Genomic DNA, 18,023 nt, shown 5'->3' on the forward strand with positions numbered 1-18,023 from the left:
AAGTCATTGGAACGAAGCGCTGTCGACCGCGTGGTAGACATATCGCCCACCGGTCATGCGCTTGATTTCTTCGAGGTAGTTGGAGTTCATCACAAACAGATTGGCGCCTTCGGGCAAGGCATCCATCGCCTCTTGCGGCGAGGACACCCGCACGCCGCTGAGGGGCAGATAACGCCCCTGCTTGGCCGGGTTGATATCCACCACCTGATCCACCGCGACACCGGCGCGTTGCAGGAACAACGAATAAATCACGCCTTTGGAGGACGCTCCCCAGATGCCCGAACCGTGTTCGGGAGCGCTCTGAATGATCTGCACAGCCCGTTCGAGGCTGGCCGTGAAGTTGGCCGGCAGGCTCATCCGCTCAATCGTTTGGGCTGGGGTCGTTTGCAGGCTCGACAGGTCCGCAACGATGTACAGGTACTGACCGCCAAACAAGTGTCCGGCCTCATGCACGGTACCGAACAGTCGACGCAGGTCATCGAGCCGGAAGTAATTCACGTGCTCGTAAAATACATCGAACCAGGCACTGCGCTCGAGGATCCAGTCAAAGCACGGCACCTCGATGTAGATCTGCCCGCCGCCCTGGTTGGCCTCGGCGATCTGCGCCAGAAACGCCACCGGATCAGCGATATGCTCCAGCACATGACGCAGCACCACCGCATCCGCCGCCAGGCCCAGACCACGGGTGAACGGGGCCTTGATCACGTCGGCATTGCTGCCCTCGTAAGCCGGGTCGATGCCGGTAATGGCATACCCGTGGTCGCGCAGTTGCTCGAGGAAATAGCCCTTGCCGCAGCCGACCTCGATCAGGTTCTGGCCCTCGAAGTGCCGGGCAATGACGGCCTCGACATCACTCAGATGCTTCTTGAACTCGGCCGAATGGGCCTGCTCATTCTGGTAGTCGCTGTCGTAGCTCAGTTTGTCGGCATCGAAGGCCTGATTGAAGATCAGCCCGCTGACCTGATCCTGTACCAACACGATATCGGCGCTGGCCGATGCCCTTGCTGACGCAGCATCGGCAAACGTCCGGTTCTGCAACACCGGCAGGCCTGTGGCCCGATATAGCTCATGCACCATGCTCAGCTCCCGTTAGCTGTTGCAACCGTTCGGCCACACCCCAGAACGCCATGGGTTCGTGGGTTGCATAACCGTAGTGGCCAAGATTCAAGGTGATCGACGCATTGCGCTCACGCAACCGCTGCTCCACCAATGCTCGTACCGATATCGGCCGACCGCTGGAACAATTGATCACCCCGTCAAACGCGCGATGCTGCAACACCTTCGCCAGATAAGCAGCGGCCGTTTCGATCGGCAGGTAATCGCGCAATTGCTCACCGGCGGACATATTGAACTGCGCCTCGCCGCTCTCGATCGCCCGATCAAGGCTGGCCAGCAGGCTGTTGGGGTTCTGCCCGGCACCGTAGAGGTAAAACAGACGGGCCCATTGCAGGGTAAAGGGACGTTCATGCTGCAAGGCCTCAAGGAACAGGCGCAAAGTGTTTTTCGCCAGCCCGTAAGGGTTACTCGGCTGAGGTGCGGTCGCTTCGCTCAGCGGGCCGCTCTGCATCCCGTATTCGAAGCAGGTGCCGGTTACCAGCACTTGGGATACCCCTGCCTCGACCACGCCTTTGATGAAGCGGTAATCGGCCATCAGGTTATGCTCGAAATGAAACAGCGCCTGATAGTTCGGCAACCCGGGCCATGCCAGATGGGCGAGTGCGTCTACGCCATCGGTCAGCGCGGCGATATCCAGATCGACGGCATGAATATCCGCCGCCACGAACTCCACCGCATTGATCCACGGCAGGCCTTGAGCGGCCTCGGCATTGCGCGCCACCGCCCGCACCTGGCAGCCATTGGCCAACAGCGCCGACACCAGATGACGCCCGACAAAGCCGGTGGCGCCGGAGACCAGGATCTTCATGCCGATCACAGCAGGGTCAACTCAGGCACGGCGATCACAAAGCGCCCGCCCCACTCACGCACCTGAGCCTGTTGCTCGCTGACTTCCTGCAACAGGTTCCACGGCAGGACCAGTACGTAGTCGGGTCGCTCGATGGCCAACTGCTCGGGAGACACCACCGGAATACGGCTGCCCGGCAAGAACTTGCCTTGCTTGTGCGGGCTGGCATCCGCCACCCAGGCCAGCAGGTCTGGCTTGACACCGGCATAGTTGAGCAAGGTGTTGCCCTTGGCGGCGGCGCCATAACCGACTACGCGTTTGCCTTCGGCCTTGGCCTGCAACAGGAAACGCAGCAGTCCGTGTTTGATCTGTTCTGCGGCCGGGGCCAGGGTCGCGTAGTAGGCAGCGGTTTTCACCCCGGCCACCTGCTCGACCTGCAACTGTTGTTGCACCGCAGGCGTTACTTCACGGCGCACACCATCGGCACGCTGCACGAACACCCGTAATGATCCGCCATGGGTCGGCAGCTCGCTGACATCGAAGACTTCCAGGCCATTGCGTTCACACAAACGCTGTACGGCTGTCAGCGACAGATAGGAATAGTGCTCGTGGTAAAGGGTGTCGAACTGCTGCCCGGCCATCAGCGTCAGCAGCTGCGGGAACTCGAACGTCGCCACGCCCGTGCGCTTGAGCAGCGTCGCGAAACCGCTGAGGAAATCATTGATGTCCGGCACATGCGCCAGCACATTGTTGGCGGCCATCAGGTCCGCACCCCAGCCTTCGCTCAGCAACTGCGAGGCGCTGTCGCGACCGAAGAACAGCTCGCGTATGTCCAGGCCTTTTTCCCGCGCGGCCTGTGCCGTGCTGCGGGTCGGCTCGACGCCGAGGCAACGGATACCGCGTTGTGCAACGTACTGCAGCAAGTAGCCATCGTTGGCGGCAATTTCCACGACACGACTGTCGGCGGTCAGCCCGAAACGCTCGACCATCTCGGCCACATACCGATCGGCATGGGCCAGCCAGGTACTGGAAAAGGAACTGAAGTACGCATAATCGGCATCGAACAGACTGTCGGCGCTGGTGTAGTCCTCGGTCTGCACCAGCCAGCATTCCTGGCAGACCGCAACTTTCAACGGGACCCATTGCTCGGCCTGCTCCAACTGCTCGGCCCGCAGGTACGCGTTGGACGGCGGTGAGGTGCCCAGATCGATCAACGGCAACGCCAACGGGGTGCCGCAACCTCGGCAGTTCATAGACGCACTCCAGGGAAATGGTCATCAAGCCAGGGATGGGCGACATCCCGGGTCGACAGATTTTTGACAGGCTCAGGCCAGGCAATCGCCAGACGCGGATCGAGCACCGACAGGCCGCCCTCGTGATCCGGGGCGTAATCGGCGCTGTGCAGATACAGCAGCTCGGCATCGTCACTCAAGGTCTGAAAGCCATGGGCGAAACCTGCCGGAATCAACAGGCTGCGACCATCACCGGCACGCAGGTGCTCGGCGTGCCACTGTAAAAAGGTCGCCGAATCCGGTCGCAGATCGACCGCGACGTCCCAGACTTCACCGCGCAGGCAGGTGATCAGTTTGGCTTCCGGGGCCTGGGCATTCTGATAATGCAAACCGCGCACACTACCGCGCTCACGGGTGCAGGACTGGTTGATCTGACGAATAGGGAACGGCTCGCCAAAGGCGCTCAGGCTGCCCTCGCAGAACAGCCGGGCGAAGTGCCCGCGCTGATCTTCATGGCGTTTGTGCTGCACACTGAACAAGCCCTGGAGAGGCAACGCACTGATGCGAAATTCGCTCACCGCAGCCCCCGATACAGGTTCAACTGGCTCAAGGTGACTGCACGCATGTCATCGCCATTTTCCCAGGCCAGGTGCCAATCCAGAGTGTGCTTCAGACAGTCTTGCAGCGACCAGCGCGGCTGCCATGCCAACACCTGACGGGCGCGACTGCTGTCCAGTCGCAACAGGCCGGCCTCATGCAACTCACTCGGTTCGACGCGCAAACCTCGCGCATGCGGCCAACGTTTGGAGAGCAGTTCGACCACTTCGCCGACGCTGCACATGTCACCTTCACTCGGCCCGAAGTTCCACGCACCGGCGAATTGCGGACCGAACTCATACAGACCCGCCGCCAATTGCAGGTAACCGGCCAGCGGTTCCAGCGCGTGCTGCCAAGGGCGTACCGCCTGTGGGTATCGCAGGGTCACCGGTTCATTCGCCGACCACGCCTTGAGCACATCGGGAATCAACCGTTCCGGGGCGAAATCACCGCCACCGAGCACATTCCCGGCGCGTGCCGTGGCCAATGCCAGACCGTGCTCGGCATGCCGTTCGGCAGGAAAAAACGAGGCCGCGTAAGACTGCGCCAACAACTCGCAACACGCCTTGCTGCTGCTGTAAGGATCATGGCCGCCAAGGGCTTCGTTCTCGCGATAGGGCCACAGCCATTCCTGATTGGCGTAGACCTTGTCGGTGGTCACCAGCACGCACGCACGTACCCCGCCGATCTGGCGAATCGCTTCCAGCAGATTGAGCGTGCCCATGACGTTGCTCGAGTAAGTCCCGAGCGGATCACGGTAGCCTTCGCGCACCAATGGTTGTGCTGCCAGATGCAGGACGATTTCTGGCTGAACCTCGGCGATCAGCTCCAGCAACGCCCCCAGGTCACGCAAGTCACCGCGCTGGTCATTAATGCCTTCAGCAACGCGCGCCAGCTCGAACAGACTTGGTTCGGTGGACGGGTCCAGGGCAAAGCCCGTGACCTCAGCCCCCAGGCTTTGTAGCCACAGCGTCAACCAACCGCCTTTGAAACCGGTGTGCCCGGTAACCAGTACCCGCTTGCTGCGCCAGAATTGCGAACTCAGTCCCACTGCTTCCATGGGGCCTCCCCGCTCTGCCACAGGTGCTCCAGATGGTTCTTGTCACGCAGGGTGTCCATCGGGTGCCAGAAACCATCGTGCTGGAACGCGCTCAGTTGCCCCTCGGCAGCCAGGGTCATCAACGGCTCGGACTCCCAGACTGTTTCGTCGGCGGTGATCAGCGACAGCACTTTGGGTGACAAGACAAAGAAGCCGCCGTTGATCCAGCCGCCATCGCCACGAGGTTTTTCGATGAAGCCGCGCACCAGATCACCGTCGCGCTCCAGTGCGCCGTAACGTCCGGGTGGCTGCACCGCCGTGACCGTGGCCAGCTTGCCGCTGCTCAAGTGAAAATCCACCAGCGCGCCAATATTCAGGTCCGAAACACCGTCGCCATAGGTAAAGCAGAAGGCTTCCTGATCTTCCAGATAGCGGCTGGCACGACGCAAACGGCCACCGGTCATGGTCTCTTCGCCGGTGTCGATCAAGGTCACACGCCAAGGCTCGCTATAGTTCTGGTGAACGTCCATGCGGTTGTTCGACATGTCGAACGTGACGTCAGAGGTATGCAGAAAGTAGTTGGCGAAAAAGTCCTTGATCGCGTAGCCCTTGTAGCCAAGGCAAATCACGAAGTCGTGAATTCCGTGTGCGGAATATTGCTTCATGATGTGCCAGAGAATTGGCTTGCCGCCGATCTCGATCATCGGCTTGGGCTTGAGGTGCGACTCTTCGCTGATCCGCGTGCCCAGGCCACCCGCCAGAATAACTGCCTTCATCTTGTCCCCTCTTGTTCGTCACAGGGCCAGCCCAAGCCCTACAAGGCTTTGCGACCGTCTGGATAAATCGTACGAGGCTGCACCCATGACCTTCCGGCTGCACCGCATATGCTCGATTTATGGCGATTTTCAGGGGGACTTGCAGGAAACGCGCCAGCTCGAACGGCGGCGCTGTGTAGCCGCTACCTTCAGGCAGCGGCTACACGGAGGGTATCAATCGGCCAACCAGCCATTTTCCCAGTACCGCACGTTATCTCCGCGCAGTATGTAGTCGCGCAGCACCGCTTCGCGCAGTTCATCGCCCATGCGGTAGCTGGCGTCCGGGTCGGCCAGGTGCATGCGGATGGCTTGCAACCACTCATCGGTGCTGTTGCTGACAACCCGAGTGCATGGCAGATAACCCCGATACGCCTCGGTATCGGTACAGACCACCGGGTAGCCGCAGGCGCCGTATTCCAGCAGACGCAGATTGCTCTTGCAGTCGTTGAAGATATGAAACTCCAGCGGCGCCAGTGCCAGGTCGAGGTTCAGACTGGCCAGCTTCGCCGGGTAGACACTGAGGTCGATCACGCCATGGAACTCATGCATGTAAGGCAGCAATTCTTCGGGACACATACCAAAGAACACCCAATCCACCTCGTTGGCCAGCTCGCGAACGACGTCGGCAATGATCGCCAGATCGCCCGAGTGACTGGTGCCGCCCCCCCAGCCAACTCGTGGCTTTTTCGAGGTACGACGCTGACTGCGTAAACCATCCCAAAGATGTGTCGCGAGCATGTTCGGCACGACCCGGATGTCGTGATGCATCGACGACAACGCATCGGCCAGTGGTTGAGTCGAAACCACCACCCGATCGCACAGGCCGATACCGCGACGGACCAGACGCTCCATCTCGACGTTGTCCGGCATATTGCGAATGTGCGCGTTCTTCTTCGGCGCCTTGATGACATAGTCATCCAGCTCGAAAATCAGTCGAGCGTTGGTATAGGGCTTGAAGGCGGCAATCTCGTTGATCGGCCCTTCGCTGTAGCGACCCTGCAAAATGATCACGTCCGGAGACTCGCGCTCGATCTCGATGATCGACGGCAGATCGTAGTAGATCCGCCCGGTCGCCCGACCAGCCTTTTCCAATTCGACCAGCGGCTGGATCGTCCGATAGTGACCGACCGCCGAGGAATTGACCGGCAACGCCATGACCTTCGGTACCTGGCGAACGGAAAACGGGCTCCAGCCCGTGCGCAAGCCTGGCTCCAGACTGTAGCTGGAGCCACCGAGCGTATTCAGCATCTGGTTGGGGTTATACGCCGGATCGCGGGCAACGATGGGCAACCAGCGCCGGTAGAAGGTTTCCTGCTCCTGAGCGCGAAGCGCCAGTTCAGCAGCGTCTGCTACCGCTACGGGCTGTGTGCCGAGGGCCAATTGGGCGTACGGCGTCCACACCACCAGATAGCCGTTTTGACGGACCCGCAAACACAAATCCACCTCATTGAGGGTCAAGGCAAAATCCTGCGCCTGTAGCCCGCCAACACGCTCGAACACCGCCTTGCGCACCATCAGGCAATCGGCACCGACGGCGCTCAAATCCTGAACCACCTGCAAGCGGTGCATATAGCCGGCCGCATTCAGCGAGTCACCGAAAAATGGTGAACCGGCCGGCCCTTGCAGCCCGAGAATCAGGCCGGCATGCAGCACGCAACCGTCAGGATTGAACAGCTTGGCCCCGACGACACCGACTTCTGGACGCTGCGCATGATTGAGCAATTCACCCAGCCAGTCCGCACGGGTGACCACCACATACGGGTCGAGCATCAGCAGGTATTCACCGCGAGCCTGCTGCGCCGCAAAGTTGCGCGTCGCCGCGACATTCCCCTGCTGCGGATACGTCAGCACCCGCAACCGGTCACTGCCCAACTGGGTCATGGCACTCAGCCACTCAAGCGTCTGTGCAGACTCACTGCCGTTGTCGACCAGCAGTAACTCGTACTCGCTGTAGGCGGTTTTCTCCAACAGGCTTTCGACACACCGTTGCAGCACTGCCAACTGGTCCTTGCAGACAATGATGATCGACACCTGCGGCCGCTCGGCGTGCAGGTAATCGACACGATTGAGCAAGGTAAAACTGCCCTGGCGAACCTCATGGGCAACGCCCAATCGCTGAAGATGCGCCTCCAACACTTGCGGGTTGAGCTCAATGACGTCGGGCAGCGCCAGCCACTGTGCCAGGCCGAGCGTCGACTCCAGCATCACCTCGGCAATATGTTCGACGACCTCCACGCCATCGCCCTCGACCATGCGCCACAGCACATCGTGAGGCGCCAGCTCGCCATAGCTTGAATTGAAGCCACCCAACGCCAGGAAACGCTCACGCTGAAACGCCAGGGATCGCCCGACGTAGGGATAACTGCGCATCAGGTCCAGGTTGAAATCCGGCTTGAAGACCGGGTCTGCCGACTCACCGTCACGCAATCCGCCTTCGTCGCCATACACACACAACGCACTCGGCGATGCACTGATGCGCTCGGCCAGCAGCAACAGCGCCGGCTCCACCAGACGATCGCCGGCACGCAGCACGTAGAACCAGTCGACGCCGTCGAGTTGCGCCAGCAATGCGTTGAGCTGCGCGCACCAGTCCTCCTGCAACGGCAGGTTGAACACCCGCTCATCGAGCTGAGCTTCGGTACACGCGCTGGACAACACCAGGGTCAGCTCCGGCGCATAGAGCTGTCCGGCAAGGCTTTTCAGAGTGAGATCCAGATTGGCTCGGCTGGCCTGCTCATCGATGATGATCGGGACAATTTTCGGCTGTCGCGCCCAACCGGCCACGGTTTCCGGCAATAGACGTCGCTGAGTCTCACTGAGCGTGCGACACGCCAGCCATTGCGTGTACAGTTGGGAAAAACTCTCGCTGGCGATACCTACCCGATATTCCTGGTTGGCCTGGCGAGCGCCCAGGGTTCGACTCAGGGGCAACTCGTCCCAGACGCGCGGTGCCTCGCTGGCGCGGCTCAACGGCAGATAACGAACCCAACCCGCCGCCGGGGCGCCCTCGCCACCTCGAACCTTGAGCATTTGCACCAGCCAGTGTTTTTCCAGCTCTGCCGCATCTTTCATCGGCTGCTGACGAATCAAACGCTCCGGATGCAAGCGCTCGACACTCAACACGTAGTTGAGCTGCGCCATGTTGCCCCGGCGCATCAGGCAGATGTACAAGGCCAGATCGAGCGACGCGACAAAGCAATGGCCAGGTTGAGTCAAGGCCGGCATCAGCTCCTGCACATCCTTGCGGCGGAACAGCGCACTGCTGAAACCACCGACGAAGTTGACCGGGAAGTTCTCGAAAATCGCCAGCAGGTCATCGCCCTTGAATATCCCGCAAACCGGCGACAGCGTGCTGTTCTCCAGGCGTGACGGCAACGGGTGATCGTCAGCATCCCAGAACACCCGCTGGGCAAGCACCAGATTGATGTCCGCCTGCCCGGTCAGGACCTGCGCCTGACGCTCGATACACGCAGGAGATAGCTGATCGTCATCGCAGAGGAACTTGATGTACTCGCCCTTTGCCTCACCCAGACAGGCCAGCAGATTGCCGACAAACCCAAGCGCCTGCGGGTTTCGTACATACCGCACGCGCTCAGCAGCGTCGCCCGTCAGCGACTCGACAACCTGCTGAATCTCATCGCCGCGACTGTCGTCGCACACAATGATTTCGAGGTTGGCGTATTGCTGGATCAGGGCACTGCGCAGGGCCTGGGCGAAGAAGCGCGGATTGAAGGCGGGAATGACAAGGCTGACTAACGAGACTGGATTCACGGCGGGGCTCTCAAGCGGCGGACGCTCACCCGGTCGGGTGAGCCCCTGAAACCGCTGAAAAAAGGCGATTGGTATTCGGCGGTTTACGGCCGGGCGCTTTCGCGCCAGGCCCCCTTAGATCTTGTTGAACAGACCCAGCTGACTGATTTTGCTGAACGCCAGTTGCGCGGCCTGCAACATGGTTTGCTGCAACGTGAGACGGGTCATGACCGCCGCCGGATCGGAGTCGCGGATAGCCGACTGGCTGGCCGTGTTGGCAAGGCTCAGACTCTGGTTGGTTGCCGTCTGATCATCCAGGGCCTGACCCCGCACGCCCACGGCAGTGATGGCTGAACCCAGCTGCGCCTGCGCAGTGTCCAGGTTACCAATGCCCGACGCGACAGCTGCCTGCATTTTTTGCAAGGCCACTGCGTTGTTATCTGCCGGGGCAGTCAACGCCGTACGCAACTGGCTCAGGGTGTCCAGAACGTTCTGGGTCTGGTGATCATTGGGCTGGACAACAAACTGATCGCCGGCGGCCGGAGTACCGCCGAGCGTGAAAGTGACCCCCGCCGCTGTCGCCGTAGAGCCCGCCATGACACCCGAGGAAACCGGCTTGCTGCTAGCCGTGATCGGCGATGCATACAGATCGTAAGCGGTGGCGCTGGTGAACTTGAGAATCGCCCCGCCCGTCGGGAAGGTGCTGTTATAGGCGGTCGAGTTGGTCTGGGTAGCACCGGAGATCACCGCCACGGACGGGTTGCCTGGGCTGCGCGAGGTGTTGATAGTGTCCGGCTTGACCGTCAACTGGAAGCTATGGCCGGCAATCACTGCGTCCGGAACGGTATCGCCAGACTTCAGATTGATGTTCAGCGTCATGTCCACGCCGCGGAAACTGACCGTCTGGTTAGCCGCGTCTTTATTGCTGACCACACCGTTCTGGCTGGCCTCGGCGGTAACATCGGCACCCAGCGCATCGGTGATCTTCAGCTGCGTGCTGCTGACAAAGCTCACGGTGTAAGGCTGACCTGCGGCGAACTTGGAATCGAACGTTGCGCCATTGCTGATCTGGCCGTCGGACAGCGTCACGCGACCGTCATCCACCGCAGGTGCGGTCATGGTGGTCTGAGAGCGAGTGGTATTGGCCGCCTTCTGGAAAGCATCCCAACCGGTGATGTTGCTGGCAACCGACATGGAGTCACCAATGGCCAGGTTCACCTCGGACTGGTCACCGTTGTAGCTGTAGGTACCATCGGAGTTTGCCGTGTACGGAGGCGTGCTGGTTTTGGAGCCGCCAAACAGGTAATTGCCATTGGCGTCCTGACTGTTCATGAGACCCAACACCTGGTTCTGGATCTGCCCCAACTCCTGGGCCGCGGCCCCACGATCGGCATCGGTTTGCGTACCGTTGCTGGCCCCCAACGTCAGCTCCTTGGCTCGCTGCAAGGCGGTACCAATGGCGCTCAAGGCGGTTTCGGCCTGGCTGTACGAGCCCTTGAGGTTGCTGATGTTGCCGGCGTACTGATCCAGCATCGAACTCTGTTGCCCGAGCTGAATCAAACGCGCAGCACCAATCGGATCATCGGCTGCTGTGTTGACCTTGGTCAGACTGCTCGCTTCGGCGCTGGTCTGCAGTGCGTTGCTGTAGTTACGCTGATAGTTGGCAGCGGTCGTTTCGTAATACTGGGCGGTAGAAATGCGCATGAATTACGACTCCTTAAAGACTGTTGATCAGCGTGCTGAAAGTTTCCTGCGCAGCCTTGATGATCTGCGATGAGGCTGTGTAGTACTGCTGGTATTTCACCAGATTGCCGGACTCTTCATCGAGGTTGACACCTGACAGGGCATCGCGGGCGCTCTTGGCTCCGGTCAGAATCACCGAGGCGGCGTCGCCGTCAGACTTGGCCTGAGCAGCCTGGGCACCGACATTGGAAATCAGTTTGCCGTAAGCATCCGAGATGCTGACGCCTTTGCTCGCCGAGCCGGTTTCCACAGTCTGCTTGGTCTGCAAGCCGACCAGCGCGGTCCCGTTACGGTTGTCCGAAGAGTTGGCACCGGTCAACGAAATACTGAAGCTTTCACCCGAAGCAGGCGAACCGCTGACGGTGGTTTGAATCGAGAACGTCTTCTGTACGCCCGCGCCGTCCAGGATCGGGGCACCCGTGCCATCGACCATATTCACTTGCAGGTTCAGGGTATTGCTTTGACCGGGAACGATGGTGCCCGTCCCCATGCTGACGCCCTTGGCATCGTAAAGCTTATAACCCTGGGTCCCGGCAGCCGCGGGATCGAACACCACTTTGACCGGTGTCGAATACTGGAGCCCGGTTTGCAGGTCGGCATTGGCCGCCGGGTTGTAGATATCCAGGGTGCTGGTCAACGTTGGCTGACTGTAGGTACCTTTGTTGTTGGCACTGGCGACACCGCTCAGAGGCGCAGCCGCGGCGAGCGTTTTCGGATCGGTGATCACGGTCTGGATATCACTGGCACCGCTGCGGGTCGGCGTCACCTTGAAGGTGTCGCCAGCGCTCATCGCGCCGCCGCCATTGAGCGCCATGCTGAAGCCGTCAATCACCGGAGCCGGTGTCGTGGCGGTGCTGAAGGCCCCCATGTTGGTGCCATCGGAGCGCGTGACGCTGTAGTTCGTGGCGCTGCTGAAAGTCACCTGATAATCGTTGGTGGTCAGCTTGCCCGTGTCGTTGATGGTGACATTGAGGTTACCGGAACCGGCGCTGTTACCTGCCTGGGCAATGCTGCGCTGAGAGATCAGCGTCGCACTGTTGATGTTGCTGAAGATCGCCGAACCGAAGTTGCCGTTCTTGTCGACACCCTGCGCCTGCTGCTGGTTCATCTGATCGGCGACAACCAGTGCCACTCGCCCCAGCTCGTTCATTGCCGGGTTGAGCACTTCGCTGCGATAACTCAGCAAGCCACCCATCTGCCCGGTCGTCACCACCGACGTAATATCGATGACGCTCGAACCGCGATTCAACTGGAGCGTCGACTGGGTCGGATCAGTCTTGCCCGGTACGGTTTCCAGGGTGTTGGTGGTGCTGCCCATCACCAACGGCTGACCGCTGCCGATGTAGACGTCGTAGTTGGTACCACGCTCGACAACCTGAGTACCGACCAGATCGGACAGCTGACGAACCGCCTCGTTGCGCTTGTCGAGCAGGTCGCTCGGCCCACTGCTGTTACTGGTGTTGCTACCCGCTGTTTGAGAGATCTGCTGGTTGTACTGGGCGATCGAGCTCGCCAGCTTATTCACCTGGGACGCCATGTCCGACAGGTTGGAATTGATGCCGGTGTTCTGGTCGCTCAACTGCTTGGAAATCGAGTTGAAGCGATCGCTCAGGGCCTTGGCATTGGTCATCACCGATTGGCGGGACGCATCATCGGAAGGCGTGGTCGCGACACTTTGCAGGGAAGTGAAGAACTTCTGCAGCGCGCCACTGAGGCCGGTGTCCTTGTCGGACAGCAGTGTGTCGACCGGTGTGACCTGCCCCAGATAGGACGAGGCCTGGCCGTTAAGCGAAGTGCTGGTCTGCAACTGAGTGTCGAGGTACGCACTGTACACCCGACGCACGTCCGCCAGGGTCGTGCCCGTGCCGATGAATACGTTGTTGCCGTACTGAATCGAGGACTTGCTGGTCTGCACGGTTTGCTGGCGCGAATAGCCGGCCGTATCAACGTTGGCAATGTTGTTGCCGGTCACCGCCAAAGACGATGAGGCCGCATTCAACCCCGACATCCCGATATTGAGCAAACTCATGGTTCAGACCTTTTTACCTTATGCCTATAAAGGCGTCGTGGAAGAGCCCGCCGCAGCGTAGTTCTGGTAACTCTTCATCTGCTTGGCTATCTGCGAAATCTTGCTTGCGTAGTTCGGGTCGGTTGCATACCCGGCCTTTTGCAACTCGCGTACAAACTGTTCCGGGTTATCGGCCGACTTCACAACATCTTGATAGCGATTGTTGCTTTGCAACAAAGTTACCAGGTCATGGAAGCTGTCCTTGTAAGAGCCGTAGGAACGGAACTCGGCCGTCTCCTTGACCATCTCGCCATTCCTGAATTCGCTGGTGATCGCCCGCGCCGAATCGCCTTTCCAACTGCTGCCGGCCTTGATGCCGAACAGGTTGTGACTGCTGCTGCCATCCTGGGCACGCATGACCGATTTACCCCAACCGGTTTCCAGGGCCGCCTGGGCCACCAGATAACGCGGATCGACACCAATGCGGTCGGCGGCTTCCTTGGCCATCGGCATCATCGTATTGACGAATTCGTCGGCAGAGCTGAAGGCTTTCTTCGCCGGTGCCAACGGAATTTGAGCCATGGCACGACCATAAATCTGCATCCGCCCGCTCGATGCGGAATCCGTTTGCGAGGCCAGCCAATCGCCATTGAACAGCGGATCGGAGCCGGTCTTCGCGCCCTGAGGCAATTGAGTTTTGTTGAGTGCCGTCGAGGTGGTCGCAGCGGTCGTCGATGCCGACGGCACCAGACCAGCGAGCAAGCGGTCCGCGAGTTTCGGCGGCAGCGCCAGACGACGCTGATTGAGCATCGCCACGTCATTGCGGTGTCCATCGAGCGATTGTTGCGGCGGGTTGACCGCGCGCGACGCCCACAACGGCCGCTGACCATTGAGCCGCGACAACGGCCCATTGGTGCCCACCGTACCGGCAGCCACCGGCGTTGATACTGCCGCTTTCGCCGCTTCCTGTTTGGCCGCAGACATCGCCGCCGCCTCGCCCGGCGCCAGCGGTTTATTCTTCGACATCTGGCGCATCAGCACGTCGGCCAGACCAATACCACGACCCTGACGGGACATGGAAACCGCCAACTGCTGGTCGTACATTTCCTGGTACTGCTTGGCCGCAGGCGTGTTGAGCGGATTGTCCTTGCCCAGCGTCTCGGTGGCCGAGCGCATGGACTTGAGCATCTCGCTGAGGAACAGCGATTCAAACTCCTGCGCCACTTTGCGCATGTTCGCATCGCTGTTCTTGTCACCGACCTTGAGCTGGTTAAGCCGGTTCAGGTCCGAGTACGAACCCGAATCGCCGCTGCTGACCAACCCGCTCTTGTGAAGATCCATGTTCGCCATGTCAAATCACGATCAAATCGGCTTGCAGGGCGCCAGCCTGTTTCAACGCTTCAAGGATCGCCATCAAGTCACCCGGCGCTGCGCCGACCTGATTCACCGCACGGACAATTTCGTCCAGCGTGGTGCCAGGGCCAAACTTGAACATCGGCTTGGCTTCTTGTTGAGCATTGACCCGAGAACGCGGCACGACGGCCGTCTGACCGTTGGACAAAGGTCCTGGCTGGCTGACGATCGGGTCTTCGGTGATGGTCACGGTCAGGCTGCCGTGAGTCACGGCGGCCGGTGAAACCTTGACGTTCTGGCCGATCACGATGGTGCCGGTCCGCGAGTTGATGATGACCTTGGCCACCGCCTGACCCGGATCGACTTCGAGGTTTTCCAGGATCGACAGGTAGTCGACGCGCTGGCTCGGATCGAGCGGCGCAGTGACGCGGATCGAACCGCCATCAATCGCCTGTGCAACACCAGGGCCAAGCATGTTGTTGATCTTGTCGACGACGCGCTTGGCGGTGGTGAAGTCGGAGCGATTGAGGTTCAGGGTCAGGCTGTTGCCCTGATTGAAACCGCTCGGCACCGAACGCTCGACCGAAGCACCACCCGGGATGCGACCGGCCGACGGAACGTTGACGGTGATCTTCGAACCGTCGCGACCTTCAGCATCAAAACCACCGACCACCAGGTTGCCCTGGGCGATCGCATAGACGTTACCGTCGATACCCTTGAGCGGTGTCAGCAGCAAGGTGCCGCCACGCAGGCTCTTGGAGTTACCGATCGAGGACACGGTGATGTCGACCTGCTGACCCGGCTTGGCGAACGCCGGCAAATCGGCACTGACCGACACCGCCGCGACGTTCTTCAACTGCACGTTACCAGAGCCGGCCGGCACCTTGATGCCGAACTGCGAGAGCATGTTGTTGAAGGTCTGCAGGGTGAACGGGGTTTGCGTGGTCTGGTCACCCGTGCCGTTAAGCCCGACGACCAGGCCGTAGCCGATCAATTGGTTGGAACGCACGCCCGAAATACTGGCGATGTCCTTCAACCGCTCAGCCTGAACGCCGAGGGAAGTGGACAGCAACAACACGGCCGCCATCAGGTGCTTGAAATTAAACATGAGTCGTTTCATCACCTAGAAAGGGAACAACGGGCTTAAGAAGAAACGGTCGAACCAGCCTGGCTGACTCGCGTCGGCAAACGAACCGGTGCCCGAGTAGGTGATCCGTGCATCAGCGATACGCGTCGACGGCACCGTGTTATCGGTAGCGATATCGTCCGCCCGGACCAGACCGGCAATGCGCACCAGTTCATCACCGGTGTTGAGGGTCATCCACTTCTCGCCACGCACGGCAATGATGCCGTTGGGCAGCACGTCGGCAACGGTGACGGTGATCGAACCGACCAGGCTGTTGCCCTGCCCTGCCTTGCTGTCACCCTTGGTTGCGCGGTCACCGCTGTAATTGGCACCCAGACTCAGAGGACTGTTGGTGGCCGGGGTGCCACCGAACAACGAGGTCAGACCGAGTCCGGTCTTGCTGGTTTTGTCCACCTGGGAGTTGGCGTTTTTACTGGCCTGGGTCTTCTCGTTCAGGGTGATGGTAATGATGTCACCGACCCGGAATGCCTTGCGGTCGCCGTACAGGTTCTGCTCGAAACCGGCCTGATAGATCGAGCCGTTGTTCGCCGCTGCCGGCAGCGGTGTACGAGGCAACACGGGCGCGTAGTACGGGTCATTGGGCTTCGGCGTCGGGCCGACACAGCCGGCGAGCACGACGATCCCACTCAGTGCGAGAACAGATACAAAGCGATTCATGACCCTACCTCACGGTGTTGCAGGCGGCTGCATGCCGCCTCATAGACTTGATTACAGATTCTGCGTTACGAACGAGAGCATCTGGTCAGCGGTGGAAATCACCTTGGAGTTCATCTCGTAAGCGCGCTGAGTGGTGATCATGTTGACCATCTCTTCAACGGTGCTGACGTTGGAGGTTTCCAGGGTGTTCTGCAGCGTGGTACCAAAACCATTCAGGCCCGGCGTACCGATTTGCGGCGCACCACTGGCGGCGGTTTCCTGGAACAGGTTGTTACCCATGGCCTGCAAACCAGCCGGGTTGATGAAGTCGGCGGTTTGCAGGTTGCCGATCACCTGCGCAGCAGCGGCGCCTGGAATGGTGATCGACACGGTGCCGTCACGACCGACCGTGAAGGTCTGTGCGTTGTTCGGAATGACGATGGCCGGCTCAAGGGCAAAGCCGCTGGCGTTGACGATCTGGCCATTGGAGTCCAGGTGGAACGTACCGTCACGGGTATAGGCGGTCGTGCCGTCCGGTTGCAGTATCTGGAAGAAACCGCGACCGTCGACCGCCATGTCCAGCGGCTGGTCGGTGGTTTGCAGGCTACCGGCGGTGAAGTTTTTCTGAGTGCCGACAATGCGCACACCGGTACCCAATTGCAGACCCGACGGCAGTGCGCTGTCCTGGGTCGACTGGGCGCCTGGCTGACGCTTGATCTGGTACAACAAGTCCTGGAACTCGGCACGGTCACGCTTGAAACCCGTGGTCGATACGTTTGCCAGGTTGTTGGAAATAGTCGTCAGGTTGGTGTCCTGGGCGGACAGACCTGTTTTGGCAACCCATAGAGCCGGAAGCATTCAATTCTCCTCGTGCGCCTGTTTTACGGCGCGACGTTCTGATAATTAGCTGATCTGCAAGACCCGAGCCATGGCCTGGTCGTCGTCTTTGGCGGTGTTCATCATCTTGATGTGCAGTTCGAATTGCTTGGACAAGGCCAGCACCGAGGTCATCTCTTCAACGGCGTTGACGTTGCTCGATTCAAGGAAGCCCGACACCAGTTGCACGTTGGCATCGACCGGTGCCGGCTTGCCGTCTGCGGTCTGGATCGAACCGTCCAGACCTTTGGTCATGTTCTTGATGTCCGGGTTGACCAGCTTGATGCGGTCGATTTCTGCGATGACGCGCGGACCTTCACCCATTGACCGAATGCTGATGGTGCCGTCCTGACCGACTTCGATTTTCTGCTCGGGCGGCACGGCAATCGGGCCACCGTTGCCCATGACCGGCATGCCGTTGCCGGCGCGCAGCACGCCCAAGGCGTCGACATTCAGGCTGCCGGTGCGCACATAGCTTTCACCACCGTTCGGATTCTGTACGGCAATCCAGCCATTACCCTGGACCGCCACATCGAGATCGCGACCGGTTTCAATCATCGCGCCAGGCGAGAAGTCGGTAGCCGGACGTTCGGACAGGGCAAACGCTCGCGCCGGAAAGCTGTCGCCAAACACCGGCATCGACCGCGCCTGCTCCAGGTCTTTCTGAAAACCGTTGGTGGAGATGTTCGCCAGGTTGTTGGCATGAGCCTTTTGCGCCAGTGCGTTCTGGCTGGCGCCGGTCATTGCCACATAAAGGTACTTGTCCACAGTCTTTCCTCTGCATGTCGGACGTTTGCCGCCCACCGCTGTACTGCTGAGCCTCAAGCAATTTGCAGACCAACTTCCACGCAGAGGTTCGAAGCCCTCTAAACAAAGGACTTGAGTGGAATTGGAGGGGAATGGGCGATTGTGTCAAAGACGAAA

Annotated in this window: 14 protein-coding genes; all 14 read right to left on the minus strand. The window is 60.1% G+C overall.

Features of this window, described 5'->3' with window-relative positions; all coding sequences use genetic code 11:
* Positions 1-3: 3 nt before the first annotated feature.
* On the minus strand, positions 4-1,077 hold the full coding sequence (locus tag FPT12_RS04820; protein ID WP_145014886.1) for a class I SAM-dependent methyltransferase: 1,074 nt from the start codon (positions 1,075-1,077) through the stop codon (positions 4-6).
* On the minus strand, positions 1,067-1,924 hold the full coding sequence (locus FPT12_RS04825; protein ID WP_145014887.1) for an NAD(P)-dependent oxidoreductase: 858 nt from the start codon (positions 1,922-1,924) through the stop codon (positions 1,067-1,069). The genes FPT12_RS04820 and FPT12_RS04825 overlap by 11 nt, the downstream gene beginning before the upstream one ends.
* Before the next feature lie 5 nt (positions 1,925-1,929).
* Positions 1,930-3,156, minus strand: a complete 1,227-nt coding sequence (locus FPT12_RS04830) for a class I SAM-dependent methyltransferase (RefSeq protein ID WP_145014888.1) — start codon at positions 3,154-3,156, stop codon at positions 1,930-1,932.
* A complete protein-coding gene (locus FPT12_RS04835) occupies positions 3,153-3,713 on the minus strand; it encodes a dTDP-4-dehydrorhamnose 3,5-epimerase family protein (RefSeq protein WP_145014889.1) in 561 nt (186 codons plus the stop codon). The genes FPT12_RS04830 and FPT12_RS04835 overlap by 4 nt, the downstream gene beginning before the upstream one ends.
* Positions 3,710-4,792, minus strand: a complete 1,083-nt coding sequence (gene rfbG, locus FPT12_RS04840; RefSeq protein ID WP_145014890.1) for a CDP-glucose 4,6-dehydratase — start codon at positions 4,790-4,792, stop codon at positions 3,710-3,712. Before rfbG ends, FPT12_RS04835 begins: the two co-directional genes overlap by 4 nt.
* Positions 4,774-5,547, minus strand: coding sequence for a glucose-1-phosphate cytidylyltransferase (gene rfbF / locus FPT12_RS04845; RefSeq protein WP_145014891.1), 774 nt, complete (start codon positions 5,545-5,547; stop codon positions 4,774-4,776). Before rfbF ends, rfbG begins: the two co-directional genes overlap by 19 nt.
* A gap of 213 nt (positions 5,548-5,760) precedes the next feature.
* A complete protein-coding gene (locus tag FPT12_RS04850) occupies positions 5,761-9,357 on the minus strand; it encodes a glycosyltransferase (RefSeq protein ID WP_145014892.1) in 3,597 nt (1,198 codons plus the stop codon).
* Positions 9,358-9,471: 114 nt separating this feature from the next.
* Positions 9,472-11,040, minus strand: coding sequence for a flagellar hook-associated protein 3 (locus tag FPT12_RS04855; protein ID WP_145014893.1), 1,569 nt, complete (start codon positions 11,038-11,040; stop codon positions 9,472-9,474).
* A 13-nt stretch (positions 11,041-11,053) separates the two neighbouring features.
* Positions 11,054-13,108, minus strand: a complete 2,055-nt coding sequence (gene flgK / locus FPT12_RS04860; RefSeq protein ID WP_145014894.1) for a flagellar hook-associated protein FlgK — start codon at positions 13,106-13,108, stop codon at positions 11,054-11,056.
* Between the two features lie 24 nt (positions 13,109-13,132).
* Positions 13,133-14,428 (minus strand): flagellar assembly peptidoglycan hydrolase FlgJ, encoded by a 1,296-nt coding sequence (gene flgJ, locus FPT12_RS04865; protein WP_145014895.1) that lies wholly within the window; start codon positions 14,426-14,428, stop codon positions 13,133-13,135.
* Positions 14,429-14,438: 10 nt separating this feature from the next.
* A complete protein-coding gene (locus FPT12_RS04870) occupies positions 14,439-15,548 on the minus strand; it encodes a flagellar basal body P-ring protein FlgI (RefSeq protein ID WP_054596272.1) in 1,110 nt (369 codons plus the stop codon).
* A 15-nt stretch (positions 15,549-15,563) separates the two neighbouring features.
* Complete coding sequence (gene flgH, locus FPT12_RS04875) at positions 15,564-16,244, minus strand: flagellar basal body L-ring protein FlgH (RefSeq protein ID WP_145014896.1); 681 nt, start codon at positions 16,242-16,244, stop codon at positions 15,564-15,566.
* A 51-nt stretch (positions 16,245-16,295) separates the two neighbouring features.
* The gene (flgG, locus tag FPT12_RS04880; protein ID WP_019692406.1) at positions 16,296-17,081 is read right to left on the minus strand and encodes a flagellar basal-body rod protein FlgG; all 786 of its coding nucleotides are present in this window, start codon (positions 17,079-17,081) and stop codon (positions 16,296-16,298) included.
* 45 nt (positions 17,082-17,126) lie between these two features.
* Complete coding sequence (locus tag FPT12_RS04885; RefSeq protein ID WP_145014897.1) at positions 17,127-17,867, minus strand: flagellar basal body rod protein FlgF; 741 nt, start codon at positions 17,865-17,867, stop codon at positions 17,127-17,129.
* Positions 17,868-18,023 lie beyond the last annotated feature (156 nt).

The organism is Pseudomonas sp. H3(2019), from assembly GCF_007713465.1.
Classification (GTDB): Bacteria; Pseudomonadota; Gammaproteobacteria; order Pseudomonadales; family Pseudomonadaceae; genus Aquipseudomonas.